Raw genomic sequence first — 23,620 nt, 5'->3', positions numbered from 1 at the left:
TACGACCCGAGCCAGGAGGGAAACCTCCGGGTGCGGGACCACGCCATCGACAAGGAGATCTGGCCTCCATCATGACCGTACCCCGCTGCCACTACCTTTCAACCTGTACCCCTGCAGGAAACGGTGTCTGCAATCTTTACAATTCTCAAACAAGCCGGTCTGAAGGGATGGAAGTGTCTCGTTGTCATCGAGCCAACAGGAACCGGTTTCTCGGCGTACTCCCCGGACCTACCGGGCTGCGTCGCTACCGGCGCTACGGAGTCGGAGGTAGAACAGGAAATGAAAGAGGCGATGGAGTTCCACGTCGAAGGGCTGGTGCTCGAAGGCTACCCGGTTCCAGAACCGTCGACGCGCTCGGCGTACCTCGAAATCGCCAGCGCAGCGTAGCGACTGTCCTCTCACCCCGCTTCCATCGCGTGCCCGGCGGCCTTCCAGCCCCGGACGCCGCCGTCCATCGAGGCGACGCTTGTGTAGCCCATCCGCCCGAGGTTGTCGGCCGCCAGAGCCGAGCGGTAGCCGCCGCCGCAGTAGAGCACGATCTCTGCGTCGAGGTTGGGGACGGCTACCTCGATGTCGCGCTCGAGGACGCCTCGGCCCAGGTGGACCGCGCCGGGGAGGTGCCCGGCGGCCCACTCACTCCCCTCGCGCACGTCGACCAGCACGAAGTCGTCGCCGCGCTCCAGCCGGGCGGCGACCGTGGAAACGTCGGTCTCGGTGATGCGGGCGCGGGCGTCGTCCACGAGGCGGACGAACCGGGGAGCGTGCTTGGACATGGCGGGCTGCGGGCGAGCTAGCGGGGACCGGCGAGGCGTTCGAGGGCTTGCACGTTCGGGGCGGACCGCTGCGGTGTGGCGCCGGCGAGGGCGGCGTCCCCGTCGCCCGTGACGAACTGCCGGTAGTGATCGTAGCGGTCGAGGATCAGTTCGACGTAGGTCACGGGCTCCAGGCCGCGCGCGAAGCCGTACTTCACCACGGGGTCGGTGTAGACCTCGGCCTTCGACTTCTGGAGGAGCCAGAAGGCGACCTCGTCCCAGACGGTGTCGTCGCCGCCGTGCTTGACGGTCAGGCGGCGGGCGTCCTCGACGTGGCCGTGCCCGGTGTTGTAGGACGCCAGCACGAACCGCATGCGCTGGGTCTCGTCCTCGATCCTGTCGTCCCAGTAGTTCTCCAGCCAGCGGATGAAGCGGACGGCCCCGGCTACGTTGTCCTCGGGGTCGTAGGCGTTCGTGACCCCGAACTCGCGGGCGGTCGGCGGCATGAGCTGGAGGAGGCCCGTCGCGCCGGCCCACGACTGCGCGTCGGGGTCGAACCGGGACTCCTGGTAGGTCTGCGAGGCGAGCAGCCGCCAGTCCCAGTTGATCTCGGCCGCGTACTTCTTCAGGAGGTCGTCGTAGTCCGAGAGCACCCCGGTCTCGCCGGTGAGGTAGTCGCTCCGCACGCGCTCGCGGTAGCCCTTCCGGTCGATGAAGTATTTGCGGTAGAGGATGCGCTCGGTCCTGCTGTTGGCGTCGTCGTCGATCCACGCGCTGAGGGCGGTCTGGAGGTCGGGCGCGTTCGAGCGCACGGCCCAGGCTACGTCGTGCGCCGCCCCCATCACCGGCTGCACGGTGATGTTAGAGTAATACTCGTTCCGCAGGTCGGCGACGTTCTCCTGGGAGACCGTGTAGTCGACCGTGCCGGCCGAGACCTGGCGGATCAGCTCTTCGGACGACACGTCGCCGCCGAGTTCGACGACGTAGATGTCGCCCGTGACGGCGTCGGAGAGTTCGACCAGGGTCTCCTCGTAGGGCGAGTTGCCCGGCAGGTGGACCTCCTCGCCCGCGAGCTGGCGAGGCTGCGTGATGAGCCGGGCGCTCAGTTCCACGGACTCCGCCAGGTCCTCCGCCTCGCCGATGGCCTCGACCAACTCCGTCGTCGTGTCGGCGGCTTCGGCCCCCTTCACGATGACGGAGTCCACGGAGTCGGGCAGTTCGAGTTCGGACTCGGCCCGCTGCACGAGGATCGGCTCGGTCCGGTAGAGGGCGCTCGTGAAGGCCACGTCGGCGCTGTCGGCGGCCGTCGGAACGATGCGCGAGGCCACGATGTCGCCCGCGCCCTCGTTGAGGAGGATGAAGAGGCTGTCGGAGTCGGAGACGACGCGCATCTTGAGCGTCAGGTCTTGGCTCTCGGCGAAGCGCCTGAGTAGGCCGTACTCGTACCCGAGCGGCTCGCCCCGGTAGAGGAAGTACGAGGTCGAGTTGTAGGTCGTCAGCGCTACGAGCGTGTCGCGCTCAGCAATAGCGTCGAGGTCGCGGTCGACGGGGGGAGGCAGACCGGCACTGCCGGAACCGAGGTCGCCGCAGGCTGCGAGTGCGACGGCAGAGCACAGGATGAGGAGGAAACGCAATGAACCAGACTGAGAGCGGAGGAGGGGGTTCGGTTAGAGGGCGCGGGGCGCGGGGACGCCGGCGGGACGGAGCGCCTCGCGCAGCCTCGGGAGCGCTGCCCGCATCGCCCGCTCGCCGGCGGCGATGAGCTCGTCGGCCCGGGTGAACCCGAAGAGCACATTCACGTCGGCCGGAAGGGCGGGACGGACGATGAGGTCTGGGCGCGCCTGCTCCAGGTTGCGCGCCGTCAGTGCGGAGATGGTCACGAACCCAGCCTCCCACACATCGCGGACCCCCGGCGGCACAAGCGGAAGCTCGAGGGCTTCGACGCGTGGAGCCTCGCCGAGTTGGTTGGCCGGAAAGTGAGGGAGCACGTCCACTGCCATCACCACGTCGGCTCCGAGGTCACGGGTGCGGTCGGCGGGGACGTTGTTCAGGATGCCGCCGTCGACGAGGCGGTAGCGGCCCATCTCGACAGGCGCGAAGATGCCGGGGAGCGACATCGTGGCCCGCATCGCCGGCACGAGCGGGCCACGCGTGAGCACCACCTCGCGCCCCGTGACGAGGTCCGAGGTGACGAGCGACAGGGGGCGCCGGAGGTCGGCAAAGGTGCTGTCCGCGCCCATCACCTCAGCGAGGTAGGTCTCGAGGCGCTTGCCGGAGAGGAGCGCCTGGAGCGAGGGGATGCGGTCGGCGAGGCGGAGGAGGCGGCTCCGCTGCGCGAGGCCCAGTACCTCGCGCTCGATCAGTTCCACCGGCGAGCCCGAGGCGTAGGCCGCGCCGATCAGCCCGCCCATCGAGGTCCCGGCGATCACGTCGGCCTGGATCCCCTCGCGCGCGAGCACCTTCAGCACGCCGACGTGCGCGAACCCGCGCGCACCGCCGCCGCCGAGGGCTAGGCCAAAGAGAGGGCGGTCGGGCGCAGCGTCCATGTCAGCAGAAGAGGGGGAGAGGAGAAAGAGATGCTACGCGCACGGCCCGATTCGGTTTGGCAGGATGAGCGGATGAGCGGATGAGCAAAGTAAAACCGCCAAAGCTACCGAGACCTCCGCGCAACGCGCCCACCGTCCTCTGTCCACCGTCCTCTGTCCACCGTCCTCTGTCCACCGTCCTCTGTCCACCGTCTCACCGTCCCCCGTCCATCAGAAACTGAAGGCCATCGCCCGGCTCCACGTCTACCGGGGCCTCCGTGCCTCGAAATACGCGGGCGGGTGCGTGGCCGACGTACGAGAGCCGGTCGCCCTCGACGCGGACCCATGTCCCTTCCGGTAGGCCCGCCACGGGCACCGCCGGGTTCACCGTGCAGAATTCGGCGATGCGGTCGGAGCGGGTCTCGCCCTGGTGGCCCGGCGGGTGGGCGTCGGTGTAGTGCGGGTTAATCTGAAACGGGATGAGGCCCAGAGCCTCGAAGCTCGGCGGCTCGGAGATCGGCATGTCGTTCGTCGTGCAGATCGTCGGGCAGGCGACGTTCGCCCCGGCGCTCCAGCCGATGTAGGGCATGCCGGCCTCGACGCGGGCGCGGATGCGCGGCAGCAAGCCCTGCTCCGCCATCGTCTTGAGGAGGTGGAACGTGTTGCCCCCGCCGACGGCAATCGCCTCGGCCTCGTCCACGGCGCGGCCGGCGTCCTCGGCGTCGTGGACCGCGTCGAGCCCGTAGCCGGCAGCCTCGAACGCCGCGCGCGCGCTAGCGGCGTAGTCGTCGTGCGAGATGCGGATGCCGGCGTAGGGGATGAAGAGGACGCGGGAGACCTCGGTCCCGAGGAAGTCGCGGAACGCGTCGCGGGCGTGTTCGAGGTACCCCTGCCCGGCGTTGCGCGAGTTGCTGAGCAGGAGGAGACGGTTGAGGGCAGGCATAGTGGGGAGAGTGGGGAGAGTGGGGAGAGTGGGGAGAGTGGGGAGAGTGGGGAGAGTGGGGAGAGTGGGGAGAGTGGGGAGAGTCAAGAAAAGACGTCCAAGTTACCGAGGCTCTCGCGCTCCGCGCCTACCTTTCTGTCCTCCGTCCGCTGTCCTTTGTCCTCTGTCCTTTGTCCTCTGTTTCACCGCGTTCTGCTGACCGACTCCGGGGAGCGTCCGAAACCGCACGGACCGCTGCGGAGCCAGGCCCGCCTCGCGCTGCCACCCGGCGATCTCCTCGAACGTCCGCGTGCCCGCGGCGCTCGTCAGGGCGAAGTAGAGTCCCGCGAGCGTACCAAGCTGGTCGTCCGCTGCTGGGTCGCGCATCACCTCCTGCACGATGAGCACGCCGCCGGGCCGGAGCGCGCGGGCGATGCGCCGCACCAGGCTGCGCCCGGCGTCCTCGCCGAAGTGGTGCACGAGTTGGCCGACGAAGACGACGTCCCACGCCTCGACGCCGAGGTCGTCCGCGAGCGCGTCGCCCGCGCGGTGCGTTATGCGGGCGCGCACGCCGGCATCGGGCGCTGCGTCGTTCAACAGAGGAGCCGCGTGGACGAGCGCTTCGGGAAGGTCGAGGACGGTCGCCCGGAGGTTGGTGTAGCGGTCGCAGAAGGCGGAGGCGAACGCGCCGTGCGAGCCGCCGAGGTCGAGCAGAGTGCGAGCCCCGTCGGGTACGGGCGCTCGGCGGACGGTCTCGGGCACGGCGAGGCGAGCGAGGGCCAGCATCCCGCGCTGGTACAAGCCCCACTCCTCCTCCGACATCGCCTGGTGGAAGTCGAGCGGTTCGCCGGTCACGAGGAAGTCGTCGAGGCGCGCGATCCAGTCCCACTCGAGCGCCCGAAACCGGATGCTGTCGACGAGCGAGCAGGGGCTCTCGGGCAGCAGCCACCGCCGGGCGACCGGCCGGAGCGCGTAGCCCTCGCCCCGCCGCTCCAGGTAGCCGGCCCCGACGAGCGCGTCGAGCAGTGCCTCAGTCGCGGCTGGGTGCGTCCCGCAGGCACGGGCGACCTCCGGGGCGGGCTGTGGCCCGTCGGCGAGAGATTCGAAGAGGCCGTGCTCGACCGCCGCCATCAGCGCCCGCGCCAGCAGGAGCGTCGGGTGCGTGTGGAGAAATGGCGTCGGCACGAGGCCGAGGGCGAGCGCGGCGCGCTCGGGGACGCTGTCGGGGCGCAGGCCGAGACGCACGGCGCTAGCGGGTCAGGGTGAGCCTCCGCGACACGGTCCCGGCCGCCGTCTCCACCAGGACGAGGTACGTGCCGCTGACGAGCCCGCGCGTGGGCACGCGGAGCGTGTGCGGACCCGCCCCGAGCACGCCGGCATCGCGGGCGAAAACGATCCGGCCGAGCGCGTCGAGCACGCGGACGGTCACCGCGCCGGACACCGGCAGCGCGAGGTCGAGCGCGGCCTGGTCCCCGGTCGGATTCGGATAGAGTGAGAGGTCGAACGCCGCGTCAGGACCGGCCTCGGCGTCGGTGGTGCCGGGGTTTTCGTAGAAGTAGAGGATGTCGTCCAGTTCGTCGATCCCGGTCATGTCGAGGTCGCCGTCGTTGTCGCGGTCGTGGAAGACGGCGCAGGAGCCGGCCCCGGTCGAGGAGACGGCGTACGAGACGGGCTCGGCGAAGGAGCCGTCGCCGAGGTTCTCGAAGAGGTCGAAGTCGCGGCTCGAGAAGTTGCTCGACACCATGTCGAGGTCGCCGTCGCCGTCCACGTCGCCCAGGTCGATGGCGACGCTGAAGCGCCCGAAGCGGTAGCGGTCCGGCGCGCCGAGGCCGCCCGCGCCGTCGCCGAGGAGCGCGACCACGTTGTAGGGGCTCGAAAACGCTGCGGCCGACGAGACCACATCGACGTGCCCGTCGCCGTTGAGGTCACCCACGGCGAGCATCCAGGGGTCGGTGCCGGTCTGCACCTGCGACCCGACCGAGAGGCCGCCCTCGCCGTCGCTGAGGAGGGTCGTGATCTCGCCGCTGCCGAAGGCCCCGATGAACACGTCGGTGAAGCCGTCGCCGTTGGCGTCGGCGGCGGCGCAGGCCGTCTCGCCGTCGGTCCCGGTCTCGACGAAGACGGGGTCTTCGAAGGTGCCGTCGCCGAGGCCGCGCAGGACCGTCACCGTGCCCGCCGACCGGTTCGCCGTCACGAGGTCGTCGCGGCCGTCCCCGTCGAGGTCGAGCACGCACAGGCCGCGCACGCCGCTGTCGGCTTCGAAGCCCGTACCCTCGCTGAAGCCACCCTCGCCGTCGCCGATCATCACGCTCACCTGGTCGTTGCCGATGTTGCCCACGGCGAGGTCGGTGAGGCCGTCCCCGTTGAAGTCGCCGCCCTCGTTCGTGCTCGGGACCGAGCTGTTCGGGAGCGGGTGGATCACGAAGCCGTCGTAGCCGCCCGCGCCGTCGTTGAGAAAGACACGGAGGTCGTTGGACTGCTCGTTGGGGATCGCAAGGTCGCTCCAGCCGTCGCCGTCGAGGTCGCCGCCGTAGGCACCGTAGGACTGGATGCGCGGCTCGCGCGGCAGCCGCGTCGAGAGCTGCCCGGCTTCGCTGAGGTTCATCGAGGCCGGGGCGGTGCGGATCCAGAAGCTGTAGGCGTAGCCTTCGAGCGGCGTCCCGCCGGCCGTCTCGACGGCGCGCGAGACCGACACCGTCACCCACTCGCCGGCAAAGAACGGCGCGTCCGGCACGAAGCGCACCGTAGGTCCCTCGACCGCGAGCGTCCCCACTGCCGGCCCGGACCACCGCCCGAAGACGCGGAACGAGGCCGCGGTGACCGTCGCCGCGTCCAGCGCCTGGTCGAACGTGACCTCGATGGGCGTGTCCGCGTCGGCCGTCAGCGCCTGCGGCGTGGGGGAGGTGCTGAGCACGCGGAGCGGCTGCGCGAGCGCTGCCACCGGCAGGCAGAGTGCGAGGAGGAGAAGGTGTCGAGTCATCGGTCCGGGGGCGAGACGTAGTGCCGGGAGTATACGCCACGTCCGCGCCCGGTCCGAAGCGAGTCGCGCGGAAGGTTTCGCCGAATCCCGTGCAACCTTGTCTCGCCCTGCGTGTGTATCATGGAACCCCCACCGGCACCCACTTCTCCACTTCACCGACCAACGATCAACACCATGGCACAGACCGTCTACCACGTCGTCCCGAGCGGCGACGAATGGGCCGTCAAGAAGCAGGGCGCGGAGCAGGCGTCGCGCGTCGCCGCCACCCAGAAGGAGGCCATCAACCACGCCGAAATCTTCGCCCGCCGCCAGGCCCCGAGCCGCATCGTGATCCACCGCGAAGACGGCGCGATCTCCGAGCAGCGCTCGTTCGACCTGACCGCGCGGCAGGAGAGCCCGTGGACCGAGATTCTGACCACGCCCCCGGTGCTGACGGGCCTCGCGCTCGCGCTCGGCGTCGGCGGCCTCGTGTGGTTCTTCCGCCGCGACTGAGAGATGGGAGGATAGAAGGTGGAATATGGCGGTCCGAGCCATACCCTCTGTTCGTCCTCTCGCCTGTTTTCGCCTCGCCTTCCGGGCCGGATCTTCCCATTCCTCCCGCTCCGCCCATTCCGCGCCGAAGGCGCACCCCCACCCGCTATGCGGCCTCGGCCTGTTCGATCATCGTCTCGGCGAGTTCGTCGCCGAGGTAGCGGTCCATCGCCCAGTGCGCGGCGTAGATCAGCGGCGTGATGGCGACGGCGATGAGGACCTTGTAGCCGTAGTTGAAGAGAGTGATCGCCACGATTTCGCCGGCGGCGAGCTGCCCCGCGAACGCGACCGTCAGCACAATCGCCGTGTCGAGGAACTGCGAGCCCAAGGTGGAGCCGGTGGCGCGGAGCCAGAGGTGCCGCCCGTCGGTCAGCCGCCGGAGCCAGTGGAAGAGCGTGATGTCGGCCAGCTGCCCGACGAGGTAGGCGACGAGGCTGCCCAGGATAATTCGCCCCGACGCGCCGAATACGGTGTCGAACGCCTCGCCCGGCACCGGCGAGATGCTGGCCGTGGGGACCGCCATCGCCGCCTGCAGGAGGGCAAACTCGAACACGATCATCGCCATCCCGACGAACGTCACGAAGCGGATACCGGGCTTGCCGTAGTACTCGTTGAGCAGGTCCGTCACGATGAACGTGACCGGAAACGCGATCACGCCCGCCGTCATCACGACCTCGCTGAACTCGACGCCGAGGATCGTAAGCGTGAACGGGAGGTGGAAGGCCGTGAAGAACTTGCTCGCCGTCGCCTCGGCGATGACGAGGGCCGTCAGGAAGACCGCAGCGCAGACGACGTAGAGCTTCTGCGGGCGGCTGAGGACGTAGGCCGGGCGCATACGGGGCGGGAGCGGGTGAGGCGCAGAAGCTACGCTGCCGGCACGCACGATGCTGCGTCAGAGGCTACGGCGCTGCCACGCGCTGCCACACGCTGTCGCACAGCGCGTCGGTGCCGAGCCAGTCGCGCTCGCGGTTCGACATCGCGCGCGTGAGGCCGCTGTCGCCGCAGACGCGGACGAGCTGCCGGAGGAGCGCCGCATCGCTGCCGCGGACCTTCTCGACGCGCTGGTTCGTCAGCCGCGAGTCGCGGACGGCCACCACGGTGGCGGCCCCCAGCCCGGAGGCGCGCATCGAAGCGATCCGCTGCTCGGTGGCTGCCTCCGGCACGGACTCGGGTAGGAAGACCGTAGCGAGTTGGGACATCGGCGCGCCCACGCGCACCCGGTCGAAGACGCGAAGCTCGGGTCGGCGTCCGGGCCGAGCGGCCCGGACCTTCGCCAGGCGGCCGAGCCGCACGGCCTCCTCGCCGTCGGGCTGGGCTGCAATGATCTCCACGTCGTGGAAACGCACGTCTCGGTTACGGCCTACGCCAACCAGCGACCCCATGCTGCCGCCGAGGTAGACGGTCACGTTTTCCATCTCGACCCGCTGGGCGTGTTTCCCTCTGTAGCGTCCGTTGTCGTAGCCGTGCCAGAGGTCGTTGAGGTTGGGGCCGCTGAGGATGACGCCGTTGCGCGCTGTGAACTGATCGACGACGCCCTCGAACGGGTCGACTAGGTCGGTCCCGCGGAGGTCGAAGAAGAATCCGTCGAGGTCCCAACTCGCTCCTCGGGAGTTGACGACGGTGAAGTCGGGCCAGTAGGTCGGGTTCGACGCGGCGCGCTCGACGACGAGGTTCTTCACCGTCGAGCGTGGGGCGAAACCAGGCTTCGGGCACATCTCCACAAAGGTCCACGAGAAGTTGGTGAGGGTTACGTCCTCCCACTCGCCGTTGGAGCAGTAGGCCGCGTGGTTGCGGGTGTTGCCGCCAAACAGGCCCTGCCGAATGGTCCAGAAGTTCGCCTCGATGCCTACCATGTCGGACGGGAAGCCAAGAATGGCCACCCCTTCAAGCAGCATGCGCTGGCCCTGCGGCACCCGGACGCCTCGGTGCCCCTGCGAGGTGAAACCACTCCAGTTCGGCGAGTTACGGTGGTACTCCTCGAAGAGGGCACGCCCCGCCTCGTCCCGGCCGAGCGCCTCGTGCTCCGGCATCTGCGCGTCGAGGTTGCTGTCGATCACGAGGTGGCGGAGCGTGACGTTCATGACGCCGCTCTGCGGGTAGACCGCCGTGGCCCAGCTTCGCAGCGCGATCTTAGCCTTCGCCTCGTCCGTCATCGCGGCCTCGGCGCGCTGGCGGCGGCGGTCGTTTTCCGGCAAGCGGCGGTAGAGGCCGAGGTGCGCCGTCTGCGGCAGGGCCAGCAGCCGGGTCGGGCAGTCGACGACGCGGACGGGCCGGTAGTCGAGCGTCACCGGGCCCTCGGGCGTGTCCACGGTCGTCTGCGCGTCCACGACCTCGGTCCCGCCTGTCCCCAGGATCTCGATGTCGGGCAGGGCGAGGGAACCGTAGTACCCGTAGTCCCCGCATTCTGAGAACTGGACTACCTCCGACCGGCGGAAGCGCGCCACGTTCAGGATGTGCGCGAGCAGCGGCTGGTAGTCGCGCTCCGCGTCGGGCTCCACGCCCCACCACGCCACGTCGAGCGTGTCGACGCGCGCACCGCGCTGGGCGAGCCCGGCGCGCTCCAGGCGCGCGTCCGAGGTCGCGTAGCGGTACGTAATGTTCAGCACGCAGCCCGTGCGTGCGTAGCCCGCCTCCTGGCACGCCGCCTGGAACCGGCGGCCCCGGTCCCGGAACACCCCGTCGCGGTAGTCGAAGTACGGAACCGGCCGCTTCGGGTTGAACGCCTCGTGCCCGTGGAGCAGGCTGTCGCTGACGGCGAGCAGGACGCGTCCGTCGGAGGCGACGAGTTCGGCCCGCCCCGTGCCGTAGATCACGTTCGGGTGTAGCCCGACCTGCCGGCCGCCAACCGGCACGCTGACCGTCACGGGGTCCGAGTAGTGCTCCGGCGGGACGAGGCACAGGCCGCCGTCGGGTACGCAGCCCGAGGTGGTCGGGACGAGGTCGGCGGCCTGGCCGAGAGAGACGGCCGGCGTGCTGGACAGTGCAACCGGAAGGTCGGCTGGCAGATCAGGTGGTAGCGCGGGCGACTCTGCCGACGGGCTCGTCTGGGCAACGGCCGGGCCGGACTGGCTGCAGGCCAGGCTAGGCGTCAGCGCGAGGCACAGCAGGAGGGCTGAGCTAAAAAGGCGTCGGGGCGTGGGCGGTAGCAGGCGGAGCATAGCAGGAAGAGCAGTGTGTGCAGGCGGTACGCGAGAATAAGCAACCAGCCTGCCAACTCGAAGGCCTCGCCGTCTAGTATGGTCTCCGGGCTACTTCGCCAGCCCCGGCGTGCGCTCCAGGTACTCGTCGTACAGCGCGGTCTGCCGCGAGGTCATGGGCATGAGGTAGCCGTCGATGAACAGGTGGCGGACCTGCGTCTTGGTCTCGAACGGGTCGCCGTCGGCGACGAAGAGCGTGGCGGACTTGCCCGCTTCAATCGAGCCGAGGCGGTCGGCGACACCGAAGATGCGGGCCGGGACGATTGTGACGGCTTCGAGCGCGGCGGCGCGGCCCATCCCGTAGGCCGCCGCGTAGGCCGCGTTGTAGGGGAGGTTGCGGACGTTCTCGATCTCGGCCGTTTGCAGCGCGACCTCGACGCCCGCGTCGCGCATTAGGCCGGGGTTGGCGTAGGCCCGGTCGTAGCGGTCCGTGTTGCGCGTCGGGAGCGCGAGGACCGGGCCGGCGACGACGGGGATGCCCGCCTCGGCGAGTTCGTCGGCTACGCGCCAGCCTTCGGCGACGCCGACGAAGACGGCGCGGACGTTCTTCTCCTGTGCCCACGCAATCGCCGCCGTGATGTCCTTCGCCGCGTCGACCTCGACCAGGAACGGCACCTCGCGGCGGACGACGGCGGCGAGCGCTTCCATCTCGGGGACGTACTCCCGCGTCGGGCGCGGCTCCGGGGCCGCCTGGTACGCCGCGTCGATCCGCTCCCAGAGCACGGCCTGCTCCCACGTCTCATTCAGCGTCTCCATCGCCTCGGTCACCTGCTTCTCGATCTCCTCGGGCTTCCGGCGGTCCCACCACCCGCGCCGCGCCGACGAGGGGAAGTCGAGCACGACGCCCCGGAACCCGGCGTCGAGCTGCTCGGGCGTGTAGCCCTGGAGGCTGATGAGCGCGGCCGTGCCGGGCATCATTCCGCCGGTGGGAGCGGTGAGGACAGTCGTTACGCCGCTGACGCGCGTGATCGGGATGAGCGTGGACGCAGGGTTGACCGCCGCGAGGGCCTGCATGTGCGGCGTCACCTCGCCGATCTCGCGGAAGTCTCGCGTCTCCGGGAGCGAGCCAATCTCCTGCAGCCCGAGCCGCGTCCCGCCGTCGATCATTCCCGGATAGACCGTCAGTCCGGTCCCGTCGATCACCTCGGCATCGGCCGGTGCCTGCACGTCCGCGCCGACGGCCTCGATCAGCCCGTCGCGGATCACAACCGCCCCGCGCTCAATGACGCCGTTCGTGACCGTCTCGATCCGGGCGTTCGTGATGGCGAACGTGCCGCGCCGGCCCTCGTCCGGGTCGGGCGCTTCGGGCAGGGTAAAGGCAGCGAGCAAGAACGCCAGAGCGAATAGAAACGGCATGGGGTTTCTGGTTTGCAGTTCGTGGTTTCTAGTCAGGTTTTGTATTTGAGGCCGCGGTGGTTCGAGCGCTGGAGGCAGTTCATGAGGCCGCTGATTGTGCGGGCGATCTCTTTGGTCTGTTGAACGAGGGTGTCGAATGTGGCTTGGTCGATGTACGCCTGATCGAGGGCGATGTAAAGCTGCGCTCGCACTTCACCCGCCGAACCTCGAGCAATCGAGAGGAAGTTGATGAACTCTTTGGTCCCGCCCCGCTCGAAACCCTCTGCGATGTTCGACATTACGGAGATGCTTGCGCGGCGCATCTGATCGCGTAGTGCAAAGTCGCGCGCGAAGTCGCCGCAACGGGATACGTTGTAGACCGTCTGCGTCAGCAGCCGTGCGGTCTTCCAGCTCTCCAGTTCCTCAAAGGATGTAAGCGTGGCCATTGGAGTCTTTGTTGGTGAAGGGAAGTACCCCCGGTAAGACATGCACTGAGTCCTCGGCGTAACCAACCATAAACAAGAAACCATAAACTAGAGACTCACCTCAGCCACCACGCACCCTGCGCGGCGACGTCTTGCAGGCAGGACTCGTCGTGGCTGTGGCCTCGGTGGCGCTCGGCGACCGTCGCCTCGTCTACGACCTGCTCGGGGTCGACGACTACGCGCATGTCGTCGGGGTCGGCGTTGCGGTCGAAGCGGACGATCCCGTCGACGACGGTCAGCTGCGGGACGGCGTAGACCGAGAGCGGGTGCCCGTCGAAGAGCACGAGGTCGGCGTCCTTGCCGACTTCGATGGAGCCGACGCGGTCGTCGATGCCGAGCTGCCACGCGGGGTTGATGGTGATGAGCGCGAGGGCCTCGTCGTCCGAGAGGCCGCCGTACTTCTGCGCCTTCGCGGCCTCGTGGTAGAGATGCCGGATGAGTTCGGCCGAGTCGGAGTTGATGCTCGTGCGGACGCCGTTGCGGGTGAGGATGGCAGCGTTGTAGGCGGTCGAGTAGTAGACCTCGAACTTGTAGGCGTACCAGTCGGAGAAGATGGACGCCCCGGCCCCTTCGGCTCCAAAGGCGGCGAGTTCGGGGGCGATCTTGAATCCCTCGTTGACGTGCTGGAACGTGATCCGGTCCACGCCGAAGTCTTCGAACACCTGCATCAGCATCAGGATTTCGTCGGACCGGTAGGAGTGGGTGTGGACGAGGATGTCGCCGTCGAGGATGTCGGCGAGGGTTTCGAGGCGGAGGTCGTAGGGCGGAGGCGCCATCCGGCGGCCTTCGTCGCGGGCCGTGTCGTACGCCTGCTGCCGTTCGCGGTAGCGCCGGGCCTCGGTGAAGGCGTCGCGGACGACCTGCTCGACGCCCATCCGGCTCGCCGGCCGGATGCCTCGACCCCGGCCGTGGACCCGCGTCGGGTTCTCGCCGAGGGCGAACTTGATCGTGCGCGGCGCGCCTTCGAAGCGCCACGCCTCGGGGTCGGTCAGGCCCCAGCGGAGCTTCAGGGTCTCGTTCTGCCCGCCGATTACGTTCGCCGAGCCGTGCATGGCGTGCGTCGCCGTGACGCCGCCCGCGAGCGCCCGGTAGAGCCGGATGTCGAGCGGGTTGAGCACGTCGCCCGTCCAGACCTCAGCGGTGACGGGGTTTGTCGCCTCGTTGACCGATGAGATGCCGATGTGCGAGTGCGCGTCCACGATCCCCGGCATGAGGTAGCGCCCGCCGCCCTCGACCGTACGGATCCCGCGCGGGGCACGAAGCCCCTCGCCGATCTCGACGATCTTGCCACCCTCGACAAGCACGTCCGTGCTTTCGAGCGTGCCGTTGGTGACGGTGAGGACGGTCGCGCCCCGGATCAGCAGGTCCCCCGTCGGTTGGGCAAGGGCGGCGGGTGCAAAGAGCAGAAGGGCGAGAAGAAAGTGCATGGGATCAGTCGGGGTAGGGGCGCAGCATGCTGCGCCCGTACGGGGAACGAGAGCAAAAAGGGCAGCGAACAAGCGCATGGGTTCGGTCGGGTAGGGGCGGGTCTCAGACCCGCCCGTACGAGGGGCAGGATCAGCCCGGACGGCGGGTGGCGCTGAGGGCGAGCGGCGGGATGTTCGCGCCGGTCAGGTCGGCCGCGTAGGTGTCGCCGGTGATGAGGCCGGAGAAGGTGATCGTTCCGAAGGCATCGGACGTGACGCTGAACGAGAGGCGGTTGCCGTCGAGGTCGAGGTCGTCCATCGGGACAACGCCGACGCCCTCAGCGTCGACCGAGCCGCTGAGCGTACCGCCGTCGTCGGCGATAGTCATCGTCCCCTCCATCGTCTGGCCTTCGGTCACGACGCGGTAGTCCCACGTCCCGGCAGCGACCACCTCGGCGTCGGCGTCAAAACCCTCGTCGGTCTCGACCTCGAAGCGCTCGCCGTCGACGAATACGAATCGGATGCTCGTCTCCTCGTCGAAGTACGACCCGTCGGTGACGACGAGGTTGGCCATCTTGCCCGCCTCGACGGTGCCGAGGCTGCGTTCCAGCCCGAGGAGGGCAGCGGGGGTCGTGGTGAGCGCGGCGAGCGCGTCGTCCTCGCTCAGCCCGGCCTCGACGATCCGGCGGAGGCTCGTGCGGACGTCCGACGGCTTGGCACCGAGCGTAGCGAAGCCGAACGGGATGTCTGCCTCGCGGAGGGTGAGAGCGTTACGCTCGTAGAGGCCGATGGCCTCGCGGCGCCGGGCGCTGAGCGCCTCGACCTCGTCGCCCACGTCGGCGTAGGAGCGGGTGCGGCGCTCGGTGAGGAAGATCTCGCCAGCGGATACGCCGAGCGAGTCGGCCGCAGTCGAGTCGGCTTCCGGGCGCTCTGGGAGATCGAGCGAGGCGAAGACGGGGACCTCGGCGGCGCGGAGCTTGTCGGTGAGCATCGAACTCTCGCGCAGCCCGCCCAGGACGAGGCTCAGCCCTAGCTCGTCGGCGATCTCGAGGGCTCGGTGCCCTTCGAGCACATCGTCGACGGCGAAGAAGACCGGCTGGGTGCCCCCGAGCGACGGGGGGAGGGCGGAGAGCACCGGGTCGTAGGTCGGGCGGTCGAGACCGGCGGGGTTGTCGGCGTAGAGCGCTGCGCCGGTCTGCCGCCGCTCGGCGTCGCGGAACTGCTGCCGGAGCGCGGCCATGATCCCCATCGGCGTGGCGGGGTACGCGCCCGAGGCCCCGTCGAACTGCGCGAAGAGCGACGACGCGCCGCGCAGCACCATCGCCTCCGGCGTCTCGCCCGCGAGGAGGACGACCGCGCCTTGCCCGGCGAGCATGCCGTCATGCGGCACGCTGTGGGCGACGGTGAAGCCGAGCTTCCGCAGCGCCTCCACCAACGAGTTATCCGGGTCGAGGAGCGTGCGGGCGTCGCGGTCGGGCGTGAGGCCGGCGGCCTCGCGGGGCGGGTTGCCCGGATCGCGCGGGCGCTCGGCCTCGTCGTCTTCGGACTCGGCGATGCCGGCGTGCCCGAGGCCGTCGATGAACCCGGCGTAGACCGTCAGCGAGTCGCCCTCTACCACCTCGGCGTCGAACGGCACCGCCACGTCTTCGCCGACGGCTTCGATCAGTCCATTCCGAACGACGACCGTAGCCCGCTCTAGCACGCGGCCCGGCTCCGGGACGACGCGGGCGTTCGTGATAGCGAAGGTCCGGGTGACAGGGCGCACGCCAGGGTCGAGCGGCGGCCGGTCCTGGGCCTGCGTCGGGACGGTAAGCAGGAGCGCCAGTGAGGCAAGGAGAAAACGCATGGGCGGGGAGGGTGGGGGCGAGCCCAAGATAGCGGATCAGTCCCCCTCAAGAATACCCAATGCGCGTCCCAGGCTGCGTGCGGCCGGCGTCACGATCTGGCCGGGACGGATCACGATCCGCTGTCCCTTGAGCCGCGCCTGCCGCACGTCGGTCTCGGTGACGAGGCGGCCCGTCGGGCGGATGCCGGGCGGCGGCGCGGGTGGCGGGCTGAGGTCGAGGCCGCGCGCCCACCGTACGGTGTCGCCCTCGGCGAGGCCGGCGGCGAGCGTATCGGCGCGGTCGAGGCCGACAAAGCCCTCGCCCTCCTCGACTTGCACATCGCCGAAGGCAACCGTCCCGGCCTGCACTGTCACGGCTTGACCGACCCGCAACCCCCACGCCTGGACCAGACCCGGCGGCAGCGCGAGCCGTCGGCGCACCGGCTCCACCGCCGGTGCCGTCACCGATCCCGACGGGCCGCGCAGCCGCAGCGCCGCCCCGTCGCCGAGGGCGTGCCGGTCGAGCGCGTCGAGTACGAGGCGCAAGGCCGGGCCAGCCTCGACCGCCACCGCAACCTCGCGCCGCGATGAGCGAGAGACGAAGACCTGCTCGCGCCCGCGCAGCGCGTAGCCGTCGCCGAAAAGCACGCTCACCTCGGCTGGCGTGAGGACGACCCGCGAGCGGGCGAGACGGACGGGAAGTGCATCGGGCCGGATCACTTGAGGAAGGGGGGGTGGGAGAGAGGGCGCGGCAAAAGGTAAAGTTGGGGTCGTTCTTCCGCTCACCCATTCTCCCGCTCGCCCGCTCTCAGAAACCGCGTTTCCACGTCCTCGATCTTCTGGACGCGCCCGGCGTGGCGACCACCCTCGAACGCGGTCGTGAGGAAGGTCGCGAGGACGCGCTTGCTGACCTCGATGCCGGAGGTGCGGCTGCCGAGGGTGAGGACGTGCGCGTCGTTGTGGGCGCGGGCGTTGAAGGCGGCGAACTCGCTGGCGCAGCACGCGGCGCGCACCCCTGCCACCTTGTTCGCCACCATCGCCGAGCCGACTCCGACACCGTCGATCACGAGGCCGCACTGCACCTCGCCGAGGGCCACGAGCCGCGCCACAGCAAAGGCGAAGTCGGGGTAGTCCACCGAGGCGTCCGAGTCGGTGCCCACGTCGCGCACCGTCCACCCGAGCGCCTCCGCGTGCTGGGCGAGCGCCGCTTTGTGCGCGAACCCCGCGTGGTCGCAGCCGACGGCGAGGGTCTTCGGCGGCGCGGGTCGCGTGGTGGTCTGCCGGGCCCGGACCTCCGAGGCCGCGCCCGGCTCGGCGAGCGTGAGCCCGTGGTCGTGGGCCGTGTCGCGGGCGAGGGCCGTCACGAGCGCGTTCGGGGGGAGGGCGAGCGAGCGTTGCCCGTCGGCGAGGGCGCGGCGCACGTCGCGCTCGGTGATGAGGGGGCGTCCGGGCATGGCCGGAAGCTACGGCCCTACGGGTCCCCGGTGCTACGCTGATGATCGGGGTACCCATTGCCGGAAAGACGCCCATCATAGGAAGCGCTTCCAGTACCTTTAGCCTCCTCCCCTCGATCATCTTTCATTCTCCGTTATGTCGCCCGCCGTCCTGCCGTCCGTCGTCCAGCAACGTCCGAAGGTCTCCGCCTACGAGATCGCCACGGCCAACTTCAAGCGCGCCGCCGACGTGGTCGGCCTCAGCGAGGAGTGGCGCCAGCTCATCCGGCGGCCGTTCCGCGAGATGAAGGTCGAGGTGCCGCTCCACATGGAGGACGGCACGCTGCGGACCTACACCGGCTACCGCATCCAGCACAACGGCGCGCGCGGCCCGTTCAAGGGCGGCATCCGCTTCTCGCCGCTCGTCGACGCCGACGAGGTGCGGGCCCTCGCCGAGATGATGACCTACAAGACGGCCCTCGTCAACGTCCCCTTCGGCGGCGGCAAGGGCGGGATCAACGTCGACCCGCGCGAACTGACGACGAAGGAGCTCGAGCAGCTCACGCGGCGCTACATCTCGCGCATCCACCTCATCCTCGGCCCGAACCGCGACGTCCCGGCCCCGGACCTCGGCTCGAACGGGCAGGTGATGGCGTGGATCGTGGACCAGTACGGCCGCCAGCACGGGCACGCGCCGGCCGTCGTGACGGGCAAGCCGCTCGCGCTCGGCGGCTCGCCGGGGCGCGAGGCCGCGACGGGGCGCGGCGTGATGATCTGCGCGCTCGAAGGCGCGAAGGACCTCGGCATGGCCGTCAAAGATCTCCGGGTGACCGTCCAGGGCTTCGGTAACGTCGGGATGTGGGCTGCCAAGCTGCTCGACCAGCAGGGCGCACGCGTCGTCGCCGTCTCCGACGTGTCGGGCGGCCTCTTCAACGGCGACGGCCTCGACGTTCAGCACATCTGCGACTACAAAGACGCCCAGGACCACGGCACGATCGAGGGCTACGACGCGCCCGGCGTCGAGCACGTCGCCCACGCCGACTTCATGGGGGTCGACTGCAACGTTCTCATTCCTGCCGCCATCGAGTCGGCCATCAACGAGGACAACGTGGACACGGTCCAGGCGAAGCTCATCGTCGAGGGCGCGAACCTGCCGGTCACGCCGACCGCCGACCGCCGCCTGAACGAGCGCGGCGTGCTCGTCCTCCCAGACCTGCTCGCGAATGCGGGCGGCGTGACGGTGTCGTACTTCGAGTGGGCCCAGAACTTCCAGCAGTTCCGCTGGAACGAGGACGACGTCAACCGCCGCCTCGAAGAGATCATGCTCAACGCCTACCGCAGCGTGCGCGACCGCGCCCACCACTACGGCGTGACGATGCGCGAGGGCGCCTTCGTGGTCGCCGTCGAGCGCGTCGTCGAGGTCGAGAAGCTGCGCGGAATGTTGTAAATGGCGAGGTGCGAATGGCGAGTGTCGAATGGTTGCGTACGGCACCCATTCGACATTCGTCCCTCGTCGTTCGTCACCTTCTGGCGAGCCAGCCCGCCGGGTCCACGGCCTCGCCGCCGGAGAAGAGCGCGAAGAACACGCCGGCCCCGAGGGGGTCTTCGGCCGTGCCGGCGCGCCCGACGCCCTCGCCGGCGCGGACCTCCTGGCCCTGCCGCACGTCCACCGACGAGAGGTTGCCGTAGATCGTCGCGTAGTCGCCGTGCGAGACCATGATGCAGGTGCCGTAGCCCGGCATCGCAAAGACGCGGCTCACGAGGCCGTCGAACACGGCGCGGACCGACGCCATCGGAGCCGACGAAATCTCCAGCCCGATGCTCTTGGTCTTGGTTCCGTAGACGGGGTGCGTCCGCGTCCCGAACGTGCCGGTCACGACGCCCGTCGCGGGCCACGGCAGCCGCCCCCGGTTCTGCCGGAACGAGCCGGTCAGCTCGACGAAGGCCGACTCGGCCGCTTCGGCGGCGCGGACGGCCTCGGTGTCGCCCTCGGCGCGGGCGCGCTCCGCTTCGGCACGGCGGGTGCGCTCGGCCTCGCGGCGGCGCGCCTCCTCGGCCGCGATGAGCTGCTGGATGCGCGCCTCCAGCCGGTTCGCGTCGTTCTGACGCTGCTGGAGTTCGGCCTGGAGCCCGGCGCGCTGCTGCCGGAGGTCCTCGACGAGCACGGCGCGCTCGCTCTTGCGGCTGGCCAGGGCCTGCTGCTCGGCCCGGCTCTCGGCCAGGAGCGTGTCGATGCGCGCCGCCGACGAGTCGAGCGCGGCCTGCCGGCTCGCCATCGCCTGCCGGGTCGCGGCGATCTGCCCGAGCTTGCCCTGGCGCTGGCGGCTGAAGCGCTGGAGGTAGCGCGCCCGGACGAGCATCTGGTTGATCGACCCCGCCGACAGGATCAGGGCGAGGTCGCCGACCCGGCCGCGCATGTAGGCGTTGCGCGCGTGGACGGCGTACTCCGCCTTGAGCGTCTGCAGCTCGGTCTCGAGCGACGCCATCGAGCGCTGGATGTCGACGGCTTCGCCGCTGAGTACCGCCTGCTGCTCGCGGTACGAGTCGATGAGCGCCTCGCGGACGGCGATCTCGCGGTCGAGTTCGCTGAGGGCGGCGGCGGCGCTCGTTTCCTCGCGCTGCGTGCGGGAGAGTCGCTGCTCGTAGTCGGCGATCTGGCTCTTCAGCTCCCGGAGGCGCTCCTCGGCCGCCCGCTGGTCGTCCTGCGCCGCGGCAGGCAACGCGGCGAGGAGGAGCAAGGCGAGACTCAGGCCGCGGACCGTAGACCGCAGACCGCCGGGGCAGCGAGCCTTTCGCCGTCCGCCGTCCGTCGTCTGCGGTCGAAAGACTGAGAATGGGCTTGGGACGGGCGGCACGGTCGCGGCAAAGGCTAGTCGAGCGGAATCACCTCGGCGTCGCCGGGCGAGAACGGGAACGCCAGCGTGGCCGGGTTGAGGGTCAGGTCGCGGTGCTCGATCCGCACCTCGGCAGCCTCCGCTGGGTTGCGAAGCACGACCCGGCGCGGCAGCACGCGCCCGCCGACGACATCGAACGCCGAGAAGGTCCGCTCGTCGACGAGCCGTTCCCCGACGAACCCCTGGTACCGGACCGTCCGCCAACTCGCCGGATCGACCGTAAACCGCTCCGCGTCGCCCGTGAGCACGTAGTAGCTGCTGTCGATCTCGACCGTCCATTCTGCCGCCCGGTCGGGACGCAGCCGGCCGAGGAGGGTGTCGAAGAGCGCCTGCATGTCGAGCGGGCTCGGCAGCAACTGCGACGCGGCGTCGACCGAGCCGAGGTAGAGCTTGCCGTTGAACTTGTCGTGGAGCGCCACCGAGTCGGGCGTGGCGCGGGCGCGAGCGACCTCGATCCCGAACGGGCCGCGTGCCGAAGCCCACAGCGTGTCCGCCGCACGGTGCCGGATCGTGGCTGAGAGGTCGGCGCTGCGCTCCGGCGAGCGGACCTCGACATTGGCCTGGCTGACGAACGCGGCGAGCGAGTCTTGCTTGGCCACGGCTTCCATCAGGAGGACGATCTGCTCGGCGGAGTGGTTCGGGAAGTCTGCCGGGGCCGCCAGGTCGGGCGCGTCGCGGACGAGCGGCCCGGACGAGCAGCCGGCGACGGCGAGCAGGACGAGGACGAGCAGCGGGCGCACGAAGGGCAGGGGTGGGGTGGAGGTCGCCGCTTTCAACGGGCAGGGCGCTCGGGGAAGTATACCGCCGCAGGCTACGGCGCACGCCCGGTCAGGGTACGTTGCCTTCGCAAAAGCCACGGGAGGGTAGCCAAAAAACTCAGTGTAAGAGCAAGAATCCACATGGAGGGATAGTACCAGCGTGCAAGCAGTTCACTACCGTAAGGGAGGTAGTCATCATAGCCTGCGCCGCAAAGGTGATGCGATCCGAATCCCGTCCTCAGGGCATGATTCAGCGTAGTCAAAAGGGGAAGAAAGGTGGCGATAGGGACTGTCAGGCGGAGTCGCTGACGATTCATCGGACCTCCAGTGACAGCAAGAAGCGAGATGGAGCAAAGGCCAAGGAAGCCGCAAAGGGCAAGTGTGATCGCCCACGAATCGTCATCACCCGTTGTGCAGGTAGTCGAGAAAGATGCCCAAACTAGAAATGGCCAGGGCCATGTTAGGGCGGTTCCGGCCAAGCTGAGTCCGCTGGAAACTCTGGACATCGTTTCTCACTTACGGCGTGCTGCCTTCGAGTTGGTTCCGCAGTCGCTGCCGGTCGGCGGGCGCGAGGCCGGGGGCTTGGTCGAGGGCGTCGAGCAGGGCAGTCCGTTCGCCATCGTCCGGGTCTTCGGCGAGGACCTCGATGGCGTCTCCGAATAGGCGGACGGCCTCGTCGGCGCGACCCGCCGCGGCGTGGGCGAGTGCGGCGACGCGGAGGAGGGCCGCCTGGCCGGGGAAAAGGAACGTGGCTTCGTCGGCAGCGGCGAGGGCAGCGTCGGGGTTTTCCTCGCGGAGGTGAGCGAGCACGAGCTGCTCCCACCCGGCCAGGTTGCCCGGCTCGGCATCCAGCGACCGGGCGAGCGCGTCGGCCGAGACCTCGGCGGCCGGCGAGGCGACGAGCCCATCGGCGGCTGCGTCCTCTCCGGCGTCGCGGTAGACCTCGGCGAGCGCGGCGCGGGCTGCGGCGTCGCCCGGCCGCTCGGCGACGAGTGCTTCGAGCGTGGTGCGGGCGTCGCCGGGTCGCTCGGCGCGGAGGTAGGCGTCGGCGAGTTCGCGGCGGAGCACGGCGTTCGCCGGGTCGAGGTCCACCAGCGCTTCGAGGGAGCGGACCGCCCCGGCACGGTCGCCGAGACGCTGGTAGAGGCTCAGCATCCGCGTCCGCACCGACCCGCTCTCGCCGGTGCGGTCGAGGACGCGTTCGTAGGTCGCGAGCGCCTCCTCGAAGCGGCCCGTCTGCTGCTGCGCGCGGGCGAGCGCCGTCAGGGTCGTCAGGTCGCCGGGCGCGAGGTCGAGCAGGCTCTCGTAGGTCTCGGCCGCCGCGTCCGCTTCGCCTGCGGCGAGCTGGAGGTCGGCGAGCCGTCTGTACGTGCTCGGCTCGTCGGGTGCCGCGGCGACGGCCTGGGCGGCGAAGTAAAGCGCGGCCGACAGGTTCTCCTCAGCCTCGTGGGCTTCGGCGAGGGCGACCAGTACGGCCGCCTCGCCGGGGCGGAGTTCGAGGGCGCGCTCGTACTGCCGGATGGCCGCCTCGTAGTCACCGGTGTAGGCCCGGGTCAAGCCCCGCACGAACGCCTGCTCGGCGCGCATGGCGCGTCGCCCGTCGTTCCGGGCCTGCTGCACGGCCTCGGACGCGTCCGGCGGCGGCTGCGCCGAGGCGGGACCGCAGCACAGCGCGACAGCGAGGAAGAGAAAAAATCGAGGCATACCGCTAGGCGTCCGCATGACCACGTCATACGCACCGCCGCGCAAAAGTTCGATCCCGCATGGGTAGTTTGCCCGCCCGACCCGACCCTCCGCGCCATGCTCTCTCGCTTCAAAGCCCCCGACACGACCCTCATCATCTTCTCGATCATCGTCCTCGCGGCCGTGCTCACGTGGATTGTCCCGGCGGGCGCGTACGAGAAGGCCGAGATGGAGGTCGAAGGCGCGGGCACGCGCGAGGTCGTCGTCCCCGGCTCATTCCAGACCGTCGAGCGCGACTTCGACGGGCCGCTCGACCGGATCGTCCACACCGTCGCTATCGTCCTCCAGGCCCCGATCCTCGGGTTCATCGACCCCGACGCGGCACCGATCATCGCGTTCGTGATCCTCGTCGGCGGGGCGTTCGCGGTGCTGACGGAGACCGGGGCCGTCGAGGCGTCACTCCGGAGGCTCGTCGTGGCGTCGCAGCGGTCGCGGACGGTCGAGGTGCTGACGGTCCCGATCTTCATGGCCGTCTTCTCGCTCGGCGGGGCCGTCTTCGGGATGGCCGAGGAGACGATCCCGTTCATCCTGATCTTCGTCCCGCTCGCGCTCGCGCTCGGCTACGACTCGGTCACCGGTGTGGCGATCCCGTTTCTCGGCTCGGCCGCCGGGTTCGCCGGGGCGTTCCTCAACCCGTTCACCGTCGGCGTCGCGCAGGGCATCGCGGCCGTCCCGCTGTTCTCGGGCGTCGGGTTTCGCGTCGTCTTGTGGGTGGTGGTGACCGTCGTGGTGATCGCCTTCGTGATGTGGCACGCCGCGCGCGTCCGCCGCGACCCGACCCGCAGCCCGACGTTCGAGATCGACCAGCGGAAGCGCCGCGACGGTCTCCACCTC

The 23,620-nt window shown here is 69.8% G+C and carries 21 protein-coding genes; 4 read left to right on the top strand and 17 right to left on the bottom strand.

The genetic code is table 11. The annotated features are described in order from the left end of the window. Positions 1–123 precede the first annotated feature (123 nt). Complete coding sequence (locus AAGI91_14970; GenBank protein MEM1043915.1) at positions 124–387, top strand: type II toxin-antitoxin system HicB family antitoxin; 264 nt, start codon at positions 124–126, stop codon at positions 385–387. Between the two features lie 11 nt (positions 388–398). On the opposite strand, the gene AAGI91_14965 is transcribed toward AAGI91_14970, so the two are convergent. The 6 genes from AAGI91_14965 to AAGI91_14940 all read right to left on the bottom strand — a co-directional run bounded on the left by AAGI91_14965 (position 399) and on the right by AAGI91_14940 (position 7,179). After that, on the bottom strand, positions 399–773 hold the full coding sequence (locus AAGI91_14965; protein ID MEM1043914.1) for a rhodanese-like domain-containing protein: 375 nt from the start codon (positions 771–773) through the stop codon (positions 399–401). Positions 774–790: 17 nt separating this feature from the next. Further along, the gene (locus AAGI91_14960) at positions 791–2,386 is read right to left on the bottom strand and encodes a transglycosylase SLT domain-containing protein (GenBank protein MEM1043913.1); all 1,596 of its coding nucleotides are present in this window, start codon (positions 2,384–2,386) and stop codon (positions 791–793) included. Positions 2,387–2,419: 33 nt separating this feature from the next. After that, positions 2,420–3,298: a patatin-like phospholipase family protein gene (locus AAGI91_14955; GenBank protein ID MEM1043912.1), complete on the bottom strand. Its 879-nt coding sequence runs from the start codon at positions 3,296–3,298 to the stop codon at positions 2,420–2,422. Positions 3,299–3,491: 193 nt separating this feature from the next. Next, a complete protein-coding gene (pepE, locus tag AAGI91_14950) occupies positions 3,492–4,220 on the bottom strand; it encodes a dipeptidase PepE (protein ID MEM1043911.1) in 729 nt (242 codons plus the stop codon). A 102-nt stretch (positions 4,221–4,322) separates the two neighbouring features. Next, a complete protein-coding gene (locus tag AAGI91_14945; GenBank protein MEM1043910.1) occupies positions 4,323–5,444 on the bottom strand; it encodes a methyltransferase in 1,122 nt (373 codons plus the stop codon). Positions 5,445–5,448: 4 nt separating this feature from the next. After that, positions 5,449–7,179 (bottom strand): FG-GAP-like repeat-containing protein, encoded by a 1,731-nt coding sequence (locus AAGI91_14940; GenBank protein MEM1043909.1) that lies wholly within the window; start codon positions 7,177–7,179, stop codon positions 5,449–5,451. A 174-nt stretch (positions 7,180–7,353) separates the two neighbouring features. Here AAGI91_14940 and AAGI91_14935 point away from each other — a divergent pair, with 174 nt between their 5' ends. After that, positions 7,354–7,671: a DUF2188 domain-containing protein gene (locus tag AAGI91_14935; GenBank protein ID MEM1043908.1), complete on the top strand. Its 318-nt coding sequence runs from the start codon at positions 7,354–7,356 to the stop codon at positions 7,669–7,671. A gap of 145 nt (positions 7,672–7,816) precedes the next feature. Here the strand turns inward: AAGI91_14935 and AAGI91_14930 are convergent, their stop codons facing one another. The 8 genes from AAGI91_14930 to rpiB all read right to left on the bottom strand — a co-directional run bounded on the left by AAGI91_14930 (position 7,817) and on the right by rpiB (position 17,412). Continuing rightward, on the bottom strand, positions 7,817–8,545 hold the full coding sequence (locus AAGI91_14930) for a queuosine precursor transporter (GenBank protein MEM1043907.1): 729 nt from the start codon (positions 8,543–8,545) through the stop codon (positions 7,817–7,819). Positions 8,546–8,609: 64 nt separating this feature from the next. Then, positions 8,610–10,868, bottom strand: coding sequence for a hypothetical protein (locus tag AAGI91_14925; protein ID MEM1043906.1), 2,259 nt, complete (start codon positions 10,866–10,868; stop codon positions 8,610–8,612). Positions 10,869–10,958: 90 nt separating this feature from the next. Then, complete coding sequence (locus tag AAGI91_14920; protein ID MEM1043905.1) at positions 10,959–12,263, bottom strand: amidohydrolase family protein; 1,305 nt, start codon at positions 12,261–12,263, stop codon at positions 10,959–10,961. A gap of 32 nt (positions 12,264–12,295) precedes the next feature. Continuing rightward, positions 12,296–12,688, bottom strand: a complete 393-nt coding sequence (locus AAGI91_14915) for a four helix bundle protein (protein ID MEM1043904.1) — start codon at positions 12,686–12,688, stop codon at positions 12,296–12,298. A gap of 95 nt (positions 12,689–12,783) precedes the next feature. Continuing rightward, positions 12,784–14,154, bottom strand: a complete 1,371-nt coding sequence (locus tag AAGI91_14910; GenBank protein ID MEM1043903.1) for an amidohydrolase family protein — start codon at positions 14,152–14,154, stop codon at positions 12,784–12,786. A gap of 130 nt (positions 14,155–14,284) precedes the next feature. After that, positions 14,285–15,979 carry an amidohydrolase family protein gene (locus tag AAGI91_14905; GenBank protein ID MEM1043902.1) on the bottom strand — a complete coding sequence of 565 codons (1,695 nt, stop codon included), beginning with the start codon at positions 15,977–15,979 and terminating at the stop codon, positions 14,285–14,287. A 36-nt stretch (positions 15,980–16,015) separates the two neighbouring features. After that, entirely contained in the window at positions 16,016–16,678 is a 663-nt protein-coding gene (locus AAGI91_14900; GenBank protein ID MEM1043901.1) for a hypothetical protein, read from the bottom strand. A 62-nt stretch (positions 16,679–16,740) separates the two neighbouring features. Continuing rightward, complete coding sequence (gene rpiB, locus AAGI91_14895; GenBank protein ID MEM1043900.1) at positions 16,741–17,412, bottom strand: ribose 5-phosphate isomerase B; 672 nt, start codon at positions 17,410–17,412, stop codon at positions 16,741–16,743. A 136-nt stretch (positions 17,413–17,548) separates the two neighbouring features. Between rpiB and AAGI91_14890 the strand changes: the two genes are divergently transcribed. Next, entirely contained in the window at positions 17,549–18,838 is a 1,290-nt protein-coding gene (locus tag AAGI91_14890) for a Glu/Leu/Phe/Val dehydrogenase (protein MEM1043899.1), read from the top strand. A gap of 73 nt (positions 18,839–18,911) precedes the next feature. Here the strand turns inward: AAGI91_14890 and AAGI91_14885 are convergent, their stop codons facing one another. The 3 genes from AAGI91_14885 to AAGI91_14875 form a co-directional block, all read right to left on the bottom strand. Next, a complete protein-coding gene (locus AAGI91_14885) occupies positions 18,912–20,129 on the bottom strand; it encodes a peptidoglycan DD-metalloendopeptidase family protein (GenBank protein MEM1043898.1) in 1,218 nt (405 codons plus the stop codon). Between the two features lie 131 nt (positions 20,130–20,260). Beyond that, positions 20,261–21,025: a DUF4292 domain-containing protein gene (locus tag AAGI91_14880; protein ID MEM1043897.1), complete on the bottom strand. Its 765-nt coding sequence runs from the start codon at positions 21,023–21,025 to the stop codon at positions 20,261–20,263. Positions 21,026–21,559: 534 nt separating this feature from the next. Continuing rightward, on the bottom strand, positions 21,560–22,747 hold the full coding sequence (locus AAGI91_14875; protein ID MEM1043896.1) for a tetratricopeptide repeat protein: 1,188 nt from the start codon (positions 22,745–22,747) through the stop codon (positions 21,560–21,562). Positions 22,748–22,843: 96 nt separating this feature from the next. Here AAGI91_14875 and AAGI91_14870 point away from each other — a divergent pair. Next, a partial coding sequence (locus AAGI91_14870) for a YfcC family protein (GenBank protein ID MEM1043895.1) occupies positions 22,844–23,620 on the top strand: 777 nt, incomplete at its 3' end.

It is taken from the genome of Bacteroidota bacterium, from assembly GCA_038746285.1.
Lineage (GTDB): Bacteria > Bacteroidota > Rhodothermia > Rhodothermales > JANQRZ01 > JANQRZ01.
This window is presented reverse-complemented; position numbering and strand designations above follow the sequence as displayed.